This window comes from Olivibacter sp. SA151 (genome assembly GCF_054130995.1).
Window position 1 is genome coordinate 4,459,321 of sequence record NZ_CP096391.1, and the last position, 17,656, is coordinate 4,476,976.

The window sequence follows — 17,656 nt, forward strand, 5'->3', positions numbered from 1 at the left end:
ATTATATTCTTTCGTAGTATTTTAGATCAGTAATTTTTCCGGTACTTATATCCCATTGGTATTCAATCAACGTTTGATAGCCGCAGGCCTGTACCTGCCAAATATGATGGTTTGTTGTGGGCTTTACCCGGTGTAAATACCCCATCATAGCCTTCAATGAAAGCGCTTTATAATCAGGGCGTCCACTCCAACTTAATTGCCCTGCGATTGAATTAGCAAGCTGAGTTGTAATGGTTTCGACGGAAAAGACAGTTGGATTCAGGATAGAAATACTTTGTAAAAAAGTGTCACCAAGCTCTTCTCCCGATATTTTAAGCCTATATTCAGTTGGTAACACGCCTGTTGCCGGAAATCTAGACAACAGCGTTTTTCTCACTTGTGTATACTGATCAAGGTGTTCCAAAAAGAACTGTTGTTTTTTCACTGCCAAGGTCTGCAGTATCTCGGTATGCGATGCGCGAAGGTACGCTGTATCAGCCAATATACTCCAACCTATTTTCTGAAGACCTTGACTTAGCGAATCGACTGTTGTTTTCGGGTTTCCCGATACAGCCAAATTGGATAAATCAGGACTGCTATCTGAAAGTGTAGCAAATCGCACATTATCTACGTCTTGTGTGGTGAGATTAAAATCAACGGCAATGCAATAATGGCGAGTGATCATAAAAAGCTGCCATTTATCCCGCAAAACCGGTAGCCCGTATATTAAAGGCCCAATTTGTGAATCGAGCATCAAATCATCATAAATGTTAGACGAAGTTTCTACAATGACCGGTAGCATCGTATTCGCGATTAATCCCATAATTGCCTCAGCAGTAAAAGATTGAAAAGTTAATAATCGGGCGTAATCGGCCTCCTTCCAAAGGATAGTAAGTGATGAGTCTACTATCGGAGTAAGGCGTAAGGCTTTTTCCAAATCTATAGGCGGAGGCGTTAACTTTTCAAAGCTCTGTCTACGAACGCTCTCATAAGCAAACCGATTTTCATCCAAATATTTACTTATCTTGCGAAAAAAAACACTCTTTTGCAATAATGTATTTCTTTCCTCCATGCTAGCATTAGAAACACTATCGGCTTGCTCAACGAAAGTTATCAACTCCTTCTCTAATCGATGCATAAAAGATACCGTTTTATCTTGCAAGGCGTAAGGTTCAGTAGAAACAAGCTGTCCGTAAACAAACCCCGGGGTGACGGTAAAAAAAAGAAAGATTATTTTCCGGAAACGCATAATGCCGGATAAAGTAAACAAGATAAATTGCGTTTTCATCGATTGCTGCTTTATTAATAAAAAACTCTTTGAGCTTGGAAAGATCAATATTAGATCATTGAATTCAAATAGCGTTTTTCAGGTATCTTTTAGTTGTCACTACGAATAAGTCGGTATAATCCCTTGGGCTCTAAATTCATCGAAAAGTTTGAGAAACATCTTTTCAGTATCTACATATTCATGGAAGCCAGATCTCCTTGATTTGCTACTATCCGCAAAAAAATCATAATCCCAGGAAAAAACAAAGTCTCCGAAAGCCCAGTTTGACAATTGATCATACTTGAGTCGAGGCAAATTATAGTTACTTTGCATCTTTTCCCAAAGACTTCCTTTATCACTCATAACCGTCTGCAGCGGAAGATGTAACGGACTTCCTACCGGCATTTCAAAGTATTGCGCTATTTTAGGCCATAAATCCTTCCATCGGAAAAGATCACCATTAGCAATGTTAAAGGCTTGATTTGCATTAGCGGGCTCCGTTGCGGCCCAAACAGTTGCCTTTGCCAGCAATCCCGCATCGGTCATTTCCATCAAGGAATGATAAGCTCCCGGCTTACCGGGAAATCGAAGAGGCAGTTTTAATTCCTTTGAAATAGATGCATAGATGGCAATGAGCAAGGCTAAGTTCATTGGGTTACCTAAACTTGCACCTCCAACCACTGATGGACGGATTGCGGACCAGGTCCAATTTTTGCCCTGCTGCCTTTCTTCAAGAAAGTGCTGTTGGCTCAGATTAAATTCAGGTGGCATAAACCCGGCGTCTTCCTCTTTGGCAGGCGTTTTAAAAGGCCCCAAATGAGCTCCGTATACCTTATAACCTTGCATCAAACTAACATGCTGTAAATTGGTCGCCACTGGCTCAACCGCATCCATGAGATTAATAAGCATATCCAGATTCGGTTGTACAAGCGCTTCCCAGCTTGGTCTGTCTTGATATGCCGCATAAAAAATATGAGTAACCAAATTGCAATTTCGCAGTTTTTCTTCTGTATCTTCACGATCCAGCAAATCGATCGCCAAGTTTTTTAATCGACCACTACCTTCTCCACCTTTACGGGAAAGACCAATCACGTTCCATGCGCCATTATCCAATAAAAATTCGATAAGCTTTTTTCCTATTACGCCACTGGCGCCTACGACCAAAGCCGTACCTTTCAATTTTGTTTCCATATGAAATTCTTTGATTCCACAAAGTTCAAGAGATCGATTCACTATTATTGGTATATTTCTACGATTTTATTGTACCTTTCCGATATGAAGCGTTATGTACAGTATCAACCCTTTGTTATCGAAGAATTTGAAGCGAATACTTGGAAGCATGCTCTGCACAAGCACAATCATTATGAATTAATTTATATTAAACAGGGCGACGGCTTGCACTTTATACAAAACAAGAGTACCCTGTATTGCCGTGGAAGTCTATTTCTATTAGGTCCGGAGGATGATCACTATTTCGATATCCGTAATGCTACTCGATTTATTTACGTAAAGTTCACAGATCTCCACTTATATCGAGGAGTTCAGGCTGATCATTTGTATCTGCAAAAACTGGAGTATTTAATTAAAAGTAGAGAAACCCATTTATCTGTTTTTTTACTTCGCGAAGAAGAACAGCTGCTCATCCAAAACGTTTTCAACACCTTCTCTTTAATTCAGCATCAAGTAACGGTATACGAAGAAGTCATTAGGTTACAGCTGTTTTCCATTGCCGTCATTTTACAACGTAATATGCCCGAGTTGCGCGTAACGGCAAACAGAAGTCAGGATATGCAAGCTCTTTTCTGTTATATCCATAAACATATATATTGTCCCGCTAAACTCCAGGCAGTCGAAATAGCCCACCATTTTAACAGGACACCCGATTATATTGGCCCGTATTTTAAGCGTCATGTAGGAATTACCTTGCGAGATTATATACGGCAATACCGGAATCAGCTGATTAAGAAACGAATCGAGAGCGGCAGTTATCGATTAAAGGAAATTGCAGCAGAATTTGGGCTGGTGGATGAAAGTCATGTTTTAAAGCTTTTACGAAATGAAAACGAGGGACTGGTTTAAGCTCAGGATTGAAGCAAATTCTATCAACAAAAAAAGCCTTAGTAATCTAAGGCTTTTTAATTCGGGTGGAATATGGGGCTCGAACCCACGACCTCCTGAACCACAATCAGGCGCTCTAACCAACTGAGCTAAAACCACCGTTTTTTAGTGAGGCAAAGATATATAATAAACCAACACAGCGCAAATATTTTTATCATTTTTTGTGCTTTTGTTTTTCTTAACTTAGCCCGAAATCGTTCTATTGAATAGAGGAAAAACAAAATGGATTGGGAATCAGCAATTAAGGATTTTAAGCAATATCTAAGGTTAGAGCGTTCACTCGCAAAAAATTCGATAGAAGCTTATTTGCATGATGTAGAGAAGTTACGCCAGCACGCACTTTATAGTCATAAAAAGGATCCCAATGCGATCCTCACGCAAGATATTCGTGATTTCCTGGAATGGATTTATTCGCTTGGAATGTCTGCACACTCGCAGGCACGGGTCTTATCCGGCATCAAAACCTTTTATCATTATTTAACGTTGGAAGGAGCTATGGAGCACAACCCAGCAGCCTTAATAGAAGCACCGCGCTTGGGCAGGAAACTGCCCGATACATTGAGTATTGTGGAAATTGATGCGCTTATAGATGCTATCGACCTTTCGACACCGGAAGGGCTACGCAATAAGGCGATGTTAGAGGTGCTCTACAGCTGCGGATTACGGGTTAGCGAGCTTGTCAATTTAAAGATTTCTAATCTGTTCTTGGAGATTGAGTTTATTCGCGTAACCGGAAAAGGCAACAAAGAACGGCTCATCCCCATTGGACATTCAGCTATCAAACATTTACAGATTTATCTGCAACATACAAGGAAAGAGGGGCCGCAAAAACCAGGAATGGAAGATTATGTGTTTTTAAACAGAAGAGGCTCTCCCCTTTCCCGTGTAATGGTGTTCCTTATTATCAAAGAATTGGCGATAAAAGTTGGCTTGAAAAAAACCATCAGCCCACATACCTTCCGTCATTCTTTCGCAACACATCTCATAGAGGGTGGAGCTGATTTACGTGCTGTACAGGATATGCTTGGACATGAAAGCATCAGTACTACGGAAATTTACACCCATTTAGATCGGGACTACCTTCGCTCGGTAATGATCGAATTTCACCCTCGTGCCTAGATAATGTTATTCGAACTTGCAATATAGCTGCATTTATGCTACTTTTGCAGTAAATGGTAGAAGGATTGTCATTAAAAAGCATCTATAGGCTGATTGCGCTTTGCTTGCTTGTAACAATAGGTTACATACAAGGCGTGCAATTAATACATGCTTACCATCATAATGACAATACAAAGCAAACAAGCCATACCTCCTTTCAAGTAAAAAAGGAAATCAATTGTAAGATATGTGATTACCTACATGTCAAACAAGGCCAACAGTTGCCCGGTCAGCTATTCACGTTAAGTGAAGTATATAGGAGCAAACCTATACTGATTCAACGTTTGGATCTAGCTATACCATTTGAGATTCCCCTATCCAGCTATTTCAATAAAGGGCCACCATTGGCCTAATCAGCTCTTCTCTTAGCAAAAGCAAAGCCATTATAATGCTGTTTTTTCCTGTAAAAAGAAGCAAATGCGTTTGTATAAGCTAAATGTATTGGAGCAATTCTTGTCTCTTGCTTTTGATCACATCAAAACAAGCTAAAACCTTTCATATTCATGTTTATTAAAAAGCAGTTTACCTGGTTGCTTTTGCTTTTATGTAGTCATATAGGCTACGCGCAAAACAATGATTGCAATTTTATGATTAACGGACGTCTCATCGATTCGGACACACAATTACCACTTGCTGGAGCTACGGTTCGCATCATGCCGGCCAATAGAACCGTAAAGACCGATGGCCATGGCTTTTATAGGCTTTCTTCGCTTTGTGAAGGCACCTATACACTTAGCTTCGAAAGCTTAGGCTTTGAAGAGACAAGTAGGACGCTGAACATAACAAAGAATGAAACCCTTCACATCGCCTTAAAGCATGGTGACATAGTACTCCACGACGTCGAGGTTATTGGGCACCAAAACAACCTGAAAACTACATCCGTCGTAAATTCGCTTACTCAGCAGCAGTTAAGGGAAAGCAAAGGCGGTGTGCTTGCGGAAGTGCTTAAGGAGATCCCAGGTGTGACTATGTTGCAAACCGGAGCTACGATAGCCAAACCCGTTATCCATGGGATGCACAGCAACCGCATCCTGATGCTTAATAACGGCATCAGGCAAGAGGGACAGCAATGGGGAAATGAGCATGCACCCGAAATAGATCCTTTTGTTGCCAAGAATATCCGCGTTATCAAGGGAGCCGAATCAGTTCGTTATGGTGCAGAGGCTATTGGAGGCGTTATCATTGTTGAGCCTCCGACCTTACCGATAAATCCGGAAATTCATGGAGAAATTGATGTGGTAGGACAAAGTAACGGTCGCGGTGGCATCACATCGGCTATGTTAAATGGTGGTCTAAAAAAAATACCGGGCTTTAGCTGGCGTGCACAGGGTAGTTTTAAGAGACTTGGTGACATCAAATCGGCTGATTATTATCTTAATAATACCGGTGTTAAAGAAATTAACTATTCAGCATCTCTAGGATATAAGACAGGTTCGGCACAGTTCGAGGCTTACTATAGTCATTTCGAGACGGAATTAGGTATTTTCAACGGTTCACATATAGGAAGCGTGGAAGATCTGCAATCGCGTATTGAAAATGGCAAACCGTTCATTACCTATCCTTTCTCGCACACCATAGAGGCCCCGCGGCAAGAGATTAAGCACGACCTACTGAAGCTAAAAGCCCACCGGGATTTTACAAACGGTGCCCAAATGGACATCCAATATGGATTGCAAAGGAACTTGCGTAAAGAGTACGACATTCGGCGAGGCGGACGCACGGGCATTCCGTCGCTCGATCTGGAACTTACTTCTCAGAATTTGGATATCACCTACGACCACCTAAAAGAAAACGGCTTGCGAAGTATTATCGGTGTTAATCTGGCGATGCAAGTAAACAACAACATCCCGGGCACTTTTGCTACCCCCTTGATTCCGAATTATGATAGTTATAATGCAGGGCTATTTATAATAGAAAGGTGGGTAAAGCCAACGTACGAAATAGAAGCGGGCATACGCTATGATTACAAATATTTCGATGCGGCGGGTTATCGTCTAGACTCAATCTACTACGCCGGTACGCGAACCTTCCATAATTTTTCAGGCTCACTGGGAGCTACCTGGCATGCTCATAAGAGCTTAGATGTACAATCCAATATCGGCCTAGCTTGGCGACCACCATCGGTAAGTGAACTGTTTAGCTATGGATTACATCATGGAACTGCAGCGGTTGAAATTGGCAACGATCAATTCAAGAGTGAACAGGGTTTAAAATGGATGAATGCCGTAAAATTTCAATTACCAGACTTTGATCTTGAATTAGATGCTTATGCCCATTATATAAAAAATTACATCTACTTACAGTCTACCGGCGAATTTTGGGAGAGCTTAAGAGGGGCTTTCCCTGTTTTCCATTACAAACAAACGAATGCCTTCTTTTGGGGGCTTGATTTAACTGGCAGCTATCAGTTGACCGAAAACTTCCGCTATACAATCAAGGGCTCGCTTGTCAGAGCAAAAGACACTCGCCGAAAGAACTATTTACCCTGGATACCTTCTGACCGAGTAGAAAATGCCCTGCGATGGACGAAATCCCGCCAAAAGCGACATCTCAATAATACATTTATACAAGTGCAACATCAATTTGTGACTCGGCAAAGTCGGTACGAACCAAATACTGATTTTGCACCGCCACCTCCTGCTTATGGTTTATTGAATGTAATGGGAGGCCTTGGCTTTCGCTTCAACCAACAGGGTTTGAATTTTCAACTAGGTATAAACAATTTGCTCAATAAGGAATACAAAGAATACATGAACCGATTTCGGTACTACGCACATGATATGGGACGGAATGTCACCTTGAAGCTAAACTACATTTTTTAATTTTTAATTTTTAATCTCTACAAACATGTACATTTTACGTAACTATTTTATGATTGCTGCTGTAAGTTTAGCAGCGGTTTCTTTCAGTTCCTGTTCGAAAGACGATCCTGTTCCGGAAATAGACCAGGAAGAATATGATGGCACGATCTTAACATTTACCGAGGGCCATTATCATGATGATGAATTCCATGCCGAAGGCGACACCCTGCAGGTACGTTTTATAAGAGGTAGCGACCGGCCTTACCCGTCACATGTGCATCTACATGCCGGCGAGCAATACCAATTGGATATTGCCATGTTCAAAAATGGGCAAAATACAACGGCTGAATTCGGCGAAAATGAACATCAGTGGTTTTTCCTCGGAGCACCCGCTGACGTGCTCGACTATACCTACACTGATAACCGAGTAGGATTTAAAGGTGTTTTCACGGTTAACAAGGCATCAGAGGGCTTTGATTTGCAACTTGTTTTGCGACATGGCTTGGACAAGTCGCAGCCTGCCGCACAAAGCTGGAACAGTCCCAACTATCGTGAAGCGGGTGGATCGGACGATTTCAATAAGAGCTTTGAATTGCATCCGGTGGATGAAGGACACGACCATGAGTAAATAAACCGGTTGAACTAAAAAGATTGAAAACAAGATAGCCCTTTTTAAAGGGAGGGCTATTTTATGCACTCTATATTTCTTTTTCACTAATATTTTAAAATAAAAAAACAATTTATGAACAAATTAAGAAACTTATCGTATTTGCTCGTCGCCTTTGCACTTACTTTCAATGCCTGTAGTAAAGATGATGACCCCGTGATTCCGGAAGATCCCAACGCGATTGTATCCGCTCGTCTGGATTTCATTGAAGTTAGTGGACATGCTCATGGTGATCACTTTCATGATCTCGCAGAAATCACCGGGGAAAAAGATAGTGTTGCCATCGAGTTTGATCAGTTTGGTGTTGCCAAAAGTGGCCATATTCATTTAGACCCTCACAAAGTCTATCGTTTGCAACTTTATGCCTATAATCGCGAAGGCAAGGAAGTACAGGAGGAATTTCTTACAAGCAAAACAGTAGCCGACTTTTACAAAGCTTTTATAGTCGGTGGTAATTTCACCTTAAATCCGGAAACGGGTGAGGCCGAAAACGGGGCACTTTTTCAACCAAGGGAACAAACGTATGGTGACGGCACCAAAGTAAACGGTAAATACGAAACAACCGGTATTCTTGCCTATTTTACTTTGGGCGAAGCAAATGAGGGCGCAGATACCGATGTATCTTATGTACTGCGAAAACTCTCAGACAATACAACTAAAGGAAAGATTGAACGCATTGACTGGAATCATGACGATTATGCGAGCAGATTTGCCGGAGAGGATGTGTTAAAATTGACGTTTGAGCTTCATGCTGTGGGGCACGATCATTAATTGATTTTCATAGAAGGAGCTCGTATAAAGCTCTCGAGCTCCTTCTATCCCATCTATCCATTTGATCGTTAATTACTACGTTTAAGCACAAAAGGCAGATACACGCCAAATGTAATATTTCTGCCAGGATTATAAACACCTAAGTTCAAATCACTTTGATCTAATCGCCCTGGTTTATACCTGCTTAAAGCATCATAATACCTCTTATTCAGCAAATTATTAGCCGATACATAAAATTTGATTGGCTGCTTTCCGGCAAAAAAGGTGGCTCCTACACTTGCATTTACCAAGGTATAACCTGCTGTAGGTGTCTCAAACTCTTCATCTACGCGATTCTGTGCAAAATAGTTAGCCATGCCAACCGAAAGAAAAGGTTCCTGCAAATGCTTAATCTCCGGTTCATATCGTAACTCATTTCGCAATACTCCAGCGGGAATAAATGGCAAGGGCCTGTTCATGCTTGTATTCTGCGCATGTGTATAGCCAAAAGTATTCTCAAAATGGATGAAATGAACGGGATGCAAGATCAAACTTGCTTCCGCTCCATACAAATTAGCATTGACCTGTCCATATTGATAAACAGGCAAATTATCAATGAATTCGCCATGGTGGGCAGCATAAATAAAGTCGTGTATATAATTATTGTATAGCGTGGCGCTGGCATTCACAAAATCCCCGTCGTATGATAATTCAGCGTCTACCTGATAGCTCCTCTCCGGCTGCAAACCCGGATTTCCAATTTCGTAACGGAAAGTGCCCTCATGTTCGCCATTTGATCCCAATTCGGCTGGATTAGGCGCTCTAAAAGCAGAACCCGCATTGGCTTTGAAATTGAGTCTCTCTGTAAATTGATGCGTAAAGCCGATGGCTCCGCTCACATTAGAAAATTGATTACTGAAACGTTGAAACAGGAATTCTCCATCCTGCTCTAACGGCTTTCCTATATTTTTACGGAAATCGTAACGAACGCCTACATTAAAAGTACTATTTTCCCAGTTCTTTTTAATATAGGCAAAGGTTCCTACGCCATACGTGTCATAAGCAGGGATTAAAAATTCCTCCCCTCGGTTTTCGCTATGTCCAATTTCCGTACTGAAGCCAAAAACCGGTTCCCAACCATTTTTCTGCCCAATATAATAGCGCGCGTCACCGGTATAGGTGTCCAAATTAAAATAAAGGGAAGGGTCGGGCCCGTCCTCTAACTCCCGTCGTTGGTTTCGTTGAAAACCTAGATTCAGTTTTAGGTTACCTGTTCCGATGAGTAAGTTATTATTCAGTGATATTTTGTAATGGCGAATATCTTGTTTAGGATACTGTAAAGTCCTACTCTTAAAGTCGTCATGAAAGAAGCGGTTTCCTTCTTCGTCCACATAATTACCTTCTGAATCGAACGCAGGCTCATAAAAACCTATATTATTCCGGAAACTCGAAAAGTTGAGGTGGGTATATCCCCACGACTTATTCAGGCCCAGCATACCGCTGAAATCTGTCTCATTAAAACCGGAATTGGGAAAATAGCCCACAGGTGTTTTAAATGAATAAGCATTTTTATAAGTGCCTCTACCTCTCCAAACGAAACCGTTCTGATTACCCGTCAACATAACTGATGATCCGACAAGACCATTGTTTGTGGAGTAGTTTGTCAGAAATTCTCCACTTATTTCTCCTTCAGGAACAGGAATGGGTTCCAAAAGATTAATAACACCTCCTAAGGCATCTGAACCGTAAATCAAAGAGGCTGCCCCTTTTAATACTTCCACCCGATTTGCTTTGAATTGGTCAATCTCGATTCCGTGTTCATCGCCCCATTGCTGTCCTTCCTGTTTGATACCGTTGTCAATGGTCACTACGCGATTATAACTTAAACCCCTTATGACGGGTTTTGAAATCGAGGGGCCGGTGCTTACCTGCGATACACCCGGACTTTTGGCAATTGCATCGATAATGTTGCTCGATGGAAGCAGCAACTTATCTTTATTGAGGATGTTCACTGTTGTACTATTTCTTTTATTGCTACCGGAAGAAAGGGTACCGGTAACAACCACTTCCTGCGTTTCTATAAGTGTTGGCTTTAACTCAAATTGCCAATCGTTTTCTTTAGAAAGGTCCATAACACGCGTAAGCGTCTCATAGCCAACAAATCTAAGCTCTATTAAAAAACTACCCCTAGCTGGAACATTTCGTAAACGGAACCTACCGGATTGATCAGTGAGCACAGAAATTCGTAAATCGGGAATCGTAATAGTCGCCCCCGACAAAGGCTGTTTGCTTGTCGCATCTATTACTTTTCCACCAACGGCTATTGTTTCCGTCGAATAACTTTTATAACTGCTGAGCATTAAACATGCAAACAGCATGGTGATGAACTTATACATAAAAATGGAATGCATGACAATAGTCATGATAATGAAAAAATTAACCTATAGAGAAAGTACTCTTTTATATTGCACCTGTTAAGTAAGCAAAGGAGGCCCTCTTGAGGTAATGTCCTGAATGGACTGTTGATGAGAAAAATGTATAAGACCGAATGACTGATAAGTCAACTTAGCAAAGAGTATGAATCTAAAACTAAATATCGGCACATCGTACTTTTGATTGATATGTAAGTTACATATCAAACAATAAGAAGAAAGACTCGCCGTGTGCTCCGTATGATGGTTAATCCTAAAAGTTGCGCTTTTTGGCTTTGGCGACAGCGATAAGTCGTGGTGATGATAGAAATCTAAAGGAACAACAGCTAGTACAAAGTACAAAAGCATGAACTTTGCAATGACTGAAAGCAGAATTCCTTTTCGATTAAACATATCGGAATGTAAGGTAAAAATCCGTGTAAGTCTTAAAAAGGGCCGGATACAAGTATCCGACCCTACATCTACCTATGAAAAACATGCCTTAAGCAAGGCAGTACAAAAATAACGCATTATATTTACATCACAAACAAAAACTTACGTTCTAGCGAAAATAATTTTAGCTTTTTGAAGTTTTGTAATAATGATTTTTATATTAGGTTTGCAAAATAGAATAATTTAAGGGGAACAAGATGAGCCTAACGCTATTAGAAGAATATATAGAATCAGGAAACGCTGCAGCTATAGATAATTTACTGCATACCAATCCGGCCCTATGTCAGCAAAAAACCAGCCATGAGATATCGCCCCTCCTATTGGCCTGCTATTACAATAAAAGCCAGATTGTAAAAATTATCTTACAGCATATTCAAGAAATCACGATCTGGGAAGCTGCTGCCGCCGGTTTAACGGAGGTGGTAAATGAGTTATTGGAGGAATCTCCCGGCTTGTTAGACGCATTTTCCGAACACGGTTTTACGGCTTTAGGTATGGCTACGCATTTCGGTAACATAGAAATTGTTCGTTATTTGCTCTTAAAGGGAGCTGACCCAAATCTAGCATCGCAAAACGGTTATCAAGTTTATCCGCTTCATGCTGCCATAAGTGCTAATTTTGATGACATTGCCAAAATGCTGGTGGAAGCCGGCGCAGAGGTAAATGTATTACAGGCAGCCAGAACTACACCATTGCATATTGCCGCTCAGAACGGAAATATTGAAATGCTCATCTTACTGCTGGAGAACGGTGCTTTGGTGGATATCAAAAACGACTTTGGAAAAACGGCAGCTGACCTAGCCGCTGATAAGGGTTATATAGAAATAGCGAAGATACTAAGCTAAGAAGAGGAAAAAGCGGAACGAAAACGGTCTTTTAAAAATCCCACAGCCGATGCCTCATGCGCTTAACAAAATTGCGCACGTCCAGTACAACTCCTGCTAGAAAATAAAAGATGATAGGAAATCCCACGGCTAAAAATGAAGAGTAAATAAAGAAAAGGCGAATTTTCGAGATAGAAACACCTAACTTCTCTCCCAGGTATGCACATACCCCAAAAGAGCGTTGTTCAAAAAAAACCATTATGCGCTGTATCATAACGTCCTGTTTTGTTTAAATACTTGTAACCCGATTCCACAATCCAAACATCTATATCGATCGCAGTATTTATGCTTCAATTGCAGCAAAGCTTGCGAAACCGCTGCGGTTTTAACTTGAAGCCCTAACTCTTCAAATTGGTTCATGACACGATTTCTTTCACCTGCAAGCTGCTCCAATAAACCAATTGCTCGGTAAAGATACGTCTCTTTTCCAACATATTTGCCATAGCCGACCAAAATTGTTACGACTGTGTTCACAATAATATTATCAACAGAGTTCAATCCGAGGCTTGGATTATGCTTCTTGGTTATCTTATCGAAGATATAATGTTCGCACCAGTAATCGTGAATAGGCAACTCCCGAAAAAGACACCGAAACTGCTCAACACTTTTCAATGTAAGGATTTTTGAAAATAAGTGCTTCTCGCGAGCACACCATGCGGCAAATTGAGCTAAGCGAATCGTCGGAAAATTAGCAGGCCGCATACGGAGAAATTTCCATACAGAAACAGGAAGAGGGGTTAATGAATACTGACGTTGTAAATAGCTATAATTTTGTTTTAAAGCATTGGGATAAGGATCATTAAAATGGTCTTTTTCTAATAAACCTGCTTGACCAAATAAAAGTGCTTCAATCATTTTTGGCTGGTGCCGGTTTTTATTAATAAGCTTATAAGGGGTGTTTTTTGCTAAAAGTTCAAAAGGCATTGCGTTCACTTTGAAACCAAAGTTCCGTGCCAATAAAACATAAGTTACTTCTTCCCAATCGTCTTTCTTCTCTATCAAAAGTTTACGCAGATCATCGGATTTTTCTTGCAAACGTTCGGTCAGCAATCGTTCCAGCCACTGTTCTATTATGAAAGAGTCAATGTTGGGCATATATTGCTGACAGGGGATCCAAGCTTTACTCTGCATGAGTGCGTTGTATTTGGCCAATAGTTCATTATTTATAATGGGTTTTAATTCCAAAGTCTCAGGAATGGTGCCATCCGGTAGCCTGATTTCTTTATCATGTTCGTATACAACGTGCAAAATAACATTATTATAAGCACCGTCCTGTTGGTGTTGATGCACATACCAATCAGACGATCTTCGATGCAACTCTATGGTGCCGGCCCATTCGGTTTTGTCGATAATCAATCGACTATGTTCGAAATCGGGTCCTGCATTTTTATTGAGTATTCCGGGAGATAGAACAATCAACGGCTTACCACTTTTTGTTGTTAGGTTAATGTGTTTATACAAACGATACTTCCAGATATAGTGAAGCACATCTTCTGAAAATTCCATCTTCAAAAATCATTTAGGTCTACTTAAAAATAGAGATTAAACTACCAGCAACAACAAAAAGACTGAAAATGAACAAAGTGAACAGATTTTAATACAGGGCTAAGGCATAGGACGTAAGTATCATCGTCCTAAGTCAACAGCCTATTGTTTGACCCATCGATCTACGATCATCGCCGCGACGGTATCCCCCGTAGCATTCAGCAAGGTAGCCATTGGGTCAACTAATGTGCCAATAATCATTACGGCCGGCACTGCCTCGATCGGTAAATGATAGGCTGAAATCATGAGCATCTCTCCAATATATCCGCCATTGGGGATGCCGCCGGCAACGATGCTGACCAAAACCGTTAGGCCAATCGCTAACAATAAAGTTCCCGGTTCCATAAAAGGCTTACCCATCAACGCAAAAGCTACCGCAATTTTAATAATGGAGGACATGGACGAGCCATTTTTATGCAATGACGCCCCGAGCGGTATCACTACATTTGCCACAGGCTCTTGTATGCCAATCCGTTTGGCTGCATCCAAATTCGGTGGAATCACAGCAATACTGCTGCAGGTGCTAATTGCAGTAAGCGATGGCAAAATATTATTCCGCCAGAAAAGTTTAATACCGCGGCCTCCTCCTCCTATAAATGCATAAATGCTAAAGAAAACGAAGAAATAAACCAGTCCGCCGGCATAATAAACAGCCATAGGCTTCGCATACAGTCCGAACAGTTGCGGCCCAACAGTACCTACTTGATAAGCAAAATAGGCACCCAAACCCACAGGAGCCAATTTCATCACATAAACCAACAGGTTTTTCATTACCTCATTGCCGGAAGAAAGGAACCGACGAAACGGCTCGCCCGGGGCTCCCGATCGCAATGCAGCTATACCCACTAAAAAAGAGAAGATGATAAACGCGAGCATATGCTCACGCGAAAGTAATTGGTTAAATTCGTTTACCGTCACAAAAGAAACGGCGCGTTCTCCCCAACTTTCTTGGTCTCCCTTGTTGAGGGATACATTGGCATGTGTTGTATCAGCAAGTTGGTTGCCTAGGGGGAACAGCCAGACACAAAAGATAGTGAAAACCGCTGCAATGATAATCGTCATCAAAAAGACAAGCATCATGGTCGACAAAATACGTCCGAGTTTTTGCCCTTGATCGATACTCGCCACGGCCGATGCAATCGCAAAAAAGATAAGCGGAATGACTGCTGTAAAAAGTAGGTTAAGAAAAATATCACCGATAGGTTTTAGGTGAACAACAAAGTCGGGAGAAAAAAGCCCAACCAGGCTTCCTGTAATGATGCCTAATAGCAATAAAAGGATATTGCTATAGTTTTTAAAAAAACCACTACTTTGTATGTTCATGCAACACGAAAGTAGTGGTTTTTCCAAACATTATTAAGAAAATTTGCTTTTCAGTGCAGCTAGCTTAGCAGCCATATCCGTTTCAGGCGACTGACGTTTTTCCGGCTTGACGCCCTTGCGGTCGTGCTTTTTAGCTTGTGGTGCTTTTTCTTCGGTCTTCATACTTAAAGAAATCCGATTTCTATTTGCATCCACTTCGATAACCGTCACTTCTACCTGCTGATGTACTTTTACTACTTCATTTGGATCCTTGATAAAGCGATTAGCCATTTGACTTAAATGCACTAAGCCGTCTTGATGCACACCGATATCGACAAAAGCCCCGAAGTTGGTAATATTGGTAACGATGCCCGGAAGTTTCATCCCTACTTTTAAGTCATTTACCGTATTAACGCCTTCTGTAAAGGAGAACGTTTCAAACTTTTCACGCGGATCGAGGCCCGGTTTAGAAAGCTCAGCTAAAATATCGTTCAACGTTGGTAAACCGACCTCTTCTGACACGTATTTATTCAGGGGAATACTTTTTCTTAGCTTCTCGTCCTTTAATAAGCTGTTCACCTCATGCCCCAAGTCTTTAGCCATCTCTTCTACCAATGCATAACGTTCGGGGTGAACTGCACTTGCATCCAAGGGATTCTCTGCTCCTCTGATACGTAAAAACCCAGCTGCTTGTTCGAAGGCTTTTTCACCCAGTCGCGGCACTTTTTTCAAATCAGCGCGCCTTCTAAAAGCGCCATGTTGATTCCGGTATTCAACAATGCTCTGGGCCAGTGCCGGACCTAATCCGGAAACATAAGCTAAGATTTGCTTTGAAGCGGTATTCAGTTCCACTCCAACCGCATTTACACAGCTTATAACGGTATCTGCAAGCGATTCCTGTAATTTATTTTGATCAACGTCGTGTTGGTATTGACCAACGCCAATTGATTTGGGGTCGATTTTCACTAATTCTGCCAAAGGATCCATCAATCGGCGGCCGATGGAGACGGCTCCCCTAACGGTAATATCATAATCCGGAAACTCTTCTCGCGCTACTTCGGAGGCTGAGTAAATGGACGCTCCGCTTTCATTGACCATCACGACGATCACATCCGGTATTTGCAATTTTCGAACAAAATCTTCCGTTTCCCTACCAGCCGTACCATTTCCAATAGCAATCGCTTCAATTTGATATTGTTTTACGAGCAGCTGGATTTGGTGAGCAGCTTCAGCTTCTTTTGCAGTGCCATTATGCGGATAAACCGTAGTATTGGTAAGCAATTTCCCTTGTTCATCCAGGCAGACGACTTTACAACCCGTCCGAAAACCAGGGTCGATAGCTAATGTCCGTTTACTTCCCATAGGAGCCGCTAACAATAATTGGCGGGCGTTTTCGGCGAAAACACGAATCGCTTCCTCATCTGCTCGCTTGCGGGTAATTAAACGAACTTCTGTTTCCATAGATGGTTTAAGCAAACGCTTAAAGCTATCTTGAACGGCTAAACGGATTTGCAAAGCGGCAGGACTTGCATTCTTAACGAAACGATTATCGATAAGCGCGATTGCCTCATCATCCGGTACTTCAACATCCAAATACAGCATTTGTTCCTTCTCTCCACGTCGCATAGCCAATATGCGATGAGAAGGGGCCGCTTTTAAAGGTTCTGTCCACTCGTAATAGTCTTTATATTTGATGGCCTCTTCCTCCTTACCGGGCACTACTCTAGAAGCAAAAGAGCCGTTTTCCATGAAAAAATCACGCATTTGAGCGCGCGTTTCCGCATGTTCGGCAATTGTTTCCGCCAATATATCACGTGCCCCCGCTAAAGCTTCCTCTACAGAGCTTACGCCTTTCTCGTCATTAACAAAAGTTGCAGCAAAATCTTCGACGCTGCTTTGTTCCTGTTTCAGCAACCAATCCGCCAATGGTTCTAAGCCTTTCTCTCTAGCGACAGAAGCTCTGGTTTTTCGTTTTGGCTTGTACGGCAAATAGATATCTTCCAATACAGCCATCGTTTCTGCTTCTTCCAGCTTGCTTTGCAGCTCGGGGCTTAGCTTGCCTAATTCGGTAAGTGATTTGATAATCGCTTCACGTCTCTTATCAAGATCGCGTAGCTGCCCTATTCGATCTCTTATGGCTGCCACCTGTATTTCGTCCAAGCTACCTGTCAATTCCTTCCGATAACGCGAAATAAACGGAACGGTAGCCCCTTCGTCCAAAAGTTGAATGGTAGTCCGCACCTGTCTATCATTTAAAGACAGATCGCCGGCAATACGCTGTTCGTGTGTTAGCATGATTAATAGATATTTTGTTTTACCTT

Annotated in this window: 14 protein-coding genes and 1 tRNA gene; 7 read left to right on the forward strand and 8 right to left on the reverse strand. The window is 41.7% G+C overall.

Going from position 1 to position 17,656, the window contains the following annotated elements:
• Nucleotide 1 precedes the first annotated feature (1 nt).
• Nucleotides 2–1,267, reverse strand: coding sequence for a hypothetical protein (locus M1D52_RS18315; protein WP_437393331.1), 1,266 nt, complete (start codon nt 1,265–1,267; stop codon nt 2–4).
• Nucleotides 1,268–1,366: 99 nt separating this feature from the next.
• Nucleotides 1,367–2,437, reverse strand: coding sequence for an SDR family oxidoreductase (locus M1D52_RS18320; protein ID WP_437393330.1), 1,071 nt, complete (start codon nt 2,435–2,437; stop codon nt 1,367–1,369).
• Nucleotides 2,438–2,521: 84 nt separating this feature from the next.
• On the opposite strand from M1D52_RS18320, the gene M1D52_RS18325 reads away from it, so the two are divergent.
• Nucleotides 2,522–3,325 carry an AraC family ligand binding domain-containing protein gene (locus M1D52_RS18325; RefSeq protein WP_013665824.1) on the forward strand — a complete coding sequence of 268 codons (804 nt, stop codon included), beginning with the start codon at nt 2,522–2,524 and terminating at the stop codon, nt 3,323–3,325.
• Between the two features lie 63 nt (nt 3,326–3,388).
• On the opposite strand, the gene M1D52_RS18330 is transcribed toward M1D52_RS18325, so the two are convergent.
• Nucleotides 3,389–3,464 (reverse strand) — tRNA-His (locus M1D52_RS18330).
• 122 nt (nt 3,465–3,586) lie between these two features.
• On the opposite strand from M1D52_RS18330, the gene xerD reads away from it, so the two are divergent.
• The 5 genes from xerD to M1D52_RS18355 all read left to right on the forward strand — a co-directional run bounded on the left by xerD (nt 3,587) and on the right by M1D52_RS18355 (nt 8,761).
• On the forward strand, nt 3,587–4,483 hold the full coding sequence (xerD, locus tag M1D52_RS18335; protein ID WP_437393329.1) for a site-specific tyrosine recombinase XerD: 897 nt from the start codon (nt 3,587–3,589) through the stop codon (nt 4,481–4,483).
• Nucleotides 4,484–4,536: 53 nt separating this feature from the next.
• Nucleotides 4,537–4,875 (forward strand): hypothetical protein, encoded by a 339-nt coding sequence (locus M1D52_RS18340; protein WP_013665822.1) that lies wholly within the window; start codon nt 4,537–4,539, stop codon nt 4,873–4,875.
• A gap of 150 nt (nt 4,876–5,025) precedes the next feature.
• Complete coding sequence (locus M1D52_RS18345) at nt 5,026–7,344, forward strand: TonB-dependent receptor (protein ID WP_457941577.1); 2,319 nt, start codon at nt 5,026–5,028, stop codon at nt 7,342–7,344.
• Between the two features lie 25 nt (nt 7,345–7,369).
• Nucleotides 7,370–7,951, forward strand: a complete 582-nt coding sequence (locus tag M1D52_RS18350) for a hypothetical protein (protein ID WP_130857053.1) — start codon at nt 7,370–7,372, stop codon at nt 7,949–7,951.
• Between the two features lie 114 nt (nt 7,952–8,065).
• The gene (locus tag M1D52_RS18355) at nt 8,066–8,761 is read left to right on the forward strand and encodes a hypothetical protein (protein WP_437393326.1); all 696 of its coding nucleotides are present in this window, start codon (nt 8,066–8,068) and stop codon (nt 8,759–8,761) included.
• A 68-nt stretch (nt 8,762–8,829) separates the two neighbouring features.
• Here the strand turns inward: M1D52_RS18355 and M1D52_RS18360 are convergent, their stop codons facing one another.
• Nucleotides 8,830–11,163, reverse strand: coding sequence for a TonB-dependent receptor (locus M1D52_RS18360; protein ID WP_457941578.1), 2,334 nt, complete (start codon nt 11,161–11,163; stop codon nt 8,830–8,832).
• 638 nt (nt 11,164–11,801) lie between these two features.
• On the opposite strand from M1D52_RS18360, the gene M1D52_RS18365 reads away from it, so the two are divergent.
• On the forward strand, nt 11,802–12,449 hold the full coding sequence (locus M1D52_RS18365; protein WP_013665817.1) for an ankyrin repeat domain-containing protein: 648 nt from the start codon (nt 11,802–11,804) through the stop codon (nt 12,447–12,449).
• 31 nt (nt 12,450–12,480) lie between these two features.
• Here the strand turns inward: M1D52_RS18365 and M1D52_RS18370 are convergent, their stop codons facing one another.
• The 4 genes from M1D52_RS18370 to M1D52_RS18385 all read right to left on the reverse strand — a co-directional run bounded on the left by M1D52_RS18370 (nt 12,481) and on the right by M1D52_RS18385 (nt 17,630).
• The gene (locus M1D52_RS18370) at nt 12,481–12,702 is read right to left on the reverse strand and encodes a PspC domain-containing protein (RefSeq protein WP_013665816.1); all 222 of its coding nucleotides are present in this window, start codon (nt 12,700–12,702) and stop codon (nt 12,481–12,483) included.
• Complete coding sequence (locus M1D52_RS18375; protein WP_013665815.1) at nt 12,699–13,994, reverse strand: DUF2851 family protein; 1,296 nt, start codon at nt 13,992–13,994, stop codon at nt 12,699–12,701. The genes M1D52_RS18370 and M1D52_RS18375 overlap by 4 nt, the downstream gene beginning before the upstream one ends.
• A gap of 141 nt (nt 13,995–14,135) precedes the next feature.
• Entirely contained in the window at nt 14,136–15,356 is a 1,221-nt protein-coding gene (locus M1D52_RS18380; protein WP_013665814.1) for a dicarboxylate/amino acid:cation symporter, read from the reverse strand.
• A 33-nt stretch (nt 15,357–15,389) separates the two neighbouring features.
• The gene (locus M1D52_RS18385; protein WP_013665813.1) at nt 15,390–17,630 is read right to left on the reverse strand and encodes a Tex family protein; all 2,241 of its coding nucleotides are present in this window, start codon (nt 17,628–17,630) and stop codon (nt 15,390–15,392) included.
• Nucleotides 17,631–17,656: the final 26 nt, after the last annotated feature.

Bases quoted from the DNA above. Each gene is read 5' to 3' on its own strand.
- M1D52_RS18360 (WP_457941578.1), bottom strand. From the start codon at position 11,163: ATGACTATTGTCATGCATTCCATTTTTATGTATAAGTTCATCACCATG.
- M1D52_RS18355 (WP_437393326.1), top strand. From the start codon at position 8,066: ATGAACAAATTAAGAAACTTATCGTATTTGCTCGTCGCCTTTGCACTT.
- M1D52_RS18380 (WP_013665814.1), bottom strand. From the start codon at position 15,356: ATGAACATACAAAGTAGTGGTTTTTTTAAAAACTATAGCAATATCCTT.
- xerD (WP_437393329.1), top strand. From the start codon at position 3,587: ATGGATTGGGAATCAGCAATTAAGGATTTTAAGCAATATCTAAGGTTA.
- M1D52_RS18365 (WP_013665817.1), top strand. From the start codon at position 11,802: ATGAGCCTAACGCTATTAGAAGAATATATAGAATCAGGAAACGCTGCA.
- M1D52_RS18370 (WP_013665816.1), bottom strand. From the start codon at position 12,702: ATGATACAGCGCATAATGGTTTTTTTTGAACAACGCTCTTTTGGGGTA.
- M1D52_RS18350 (WP_130857053.1), top strand. From the start codon at position 7,370: ATGTACATTTTACGTAACTATTTTATGATTGCTGCTGTAAGTTTAGCA.
- M1D52_RS18385 (WP_013665813.1), bottom strand. From the start codon at position 17,630: ATGCTAACACACGAACAGCGTATTGCCGGCGATCTGTCTTTAAATGAT.
- M1D52_RS18325 (WP_013665824.1), top strand. From the start codon at position 2,522: ATGAAGCGTTATGTACAGTATCAACCCTTTGTTATCGAAGAATTTGAA.
- M1D52_RS18315 (WP_437393331.1), bottom strand. From the start codon at position 1,267: ATGAAAACGCAATTTATCTTGTTTACTTTATCCGGCATTATGCGTTTC.
- M1D52_RS18345 (WP_457941577.1), top strand. From the start codon at position 5,026: ATGTTTATTAAAAAGCAGTTTACCTGGTTGCTTTTGCTTTTATGTAGT.
- M1D52_RS18375 (WP_013665815.1), bottom strand. From the start codon at position 13,994: ATGGAATTTTCAGAAGATGTGCTTCACTATATCTGGAAGTATCGTTTG.
- M1D52_RS18320 (WP_437393330.1), bottom strand. From the start codon at position 2,437: ATGGAAACAAAATTGAAAGGTACGGCTTTGGTCGTAGGCGCCAGTGGC.
- M1D52_RS18340 (WP_013665822.1), top strand. From the start codon at position 4,537: ATGGTAGAAGGATTGTCATTAAAAAGCATCTATAGGCTGATTGCGCTT.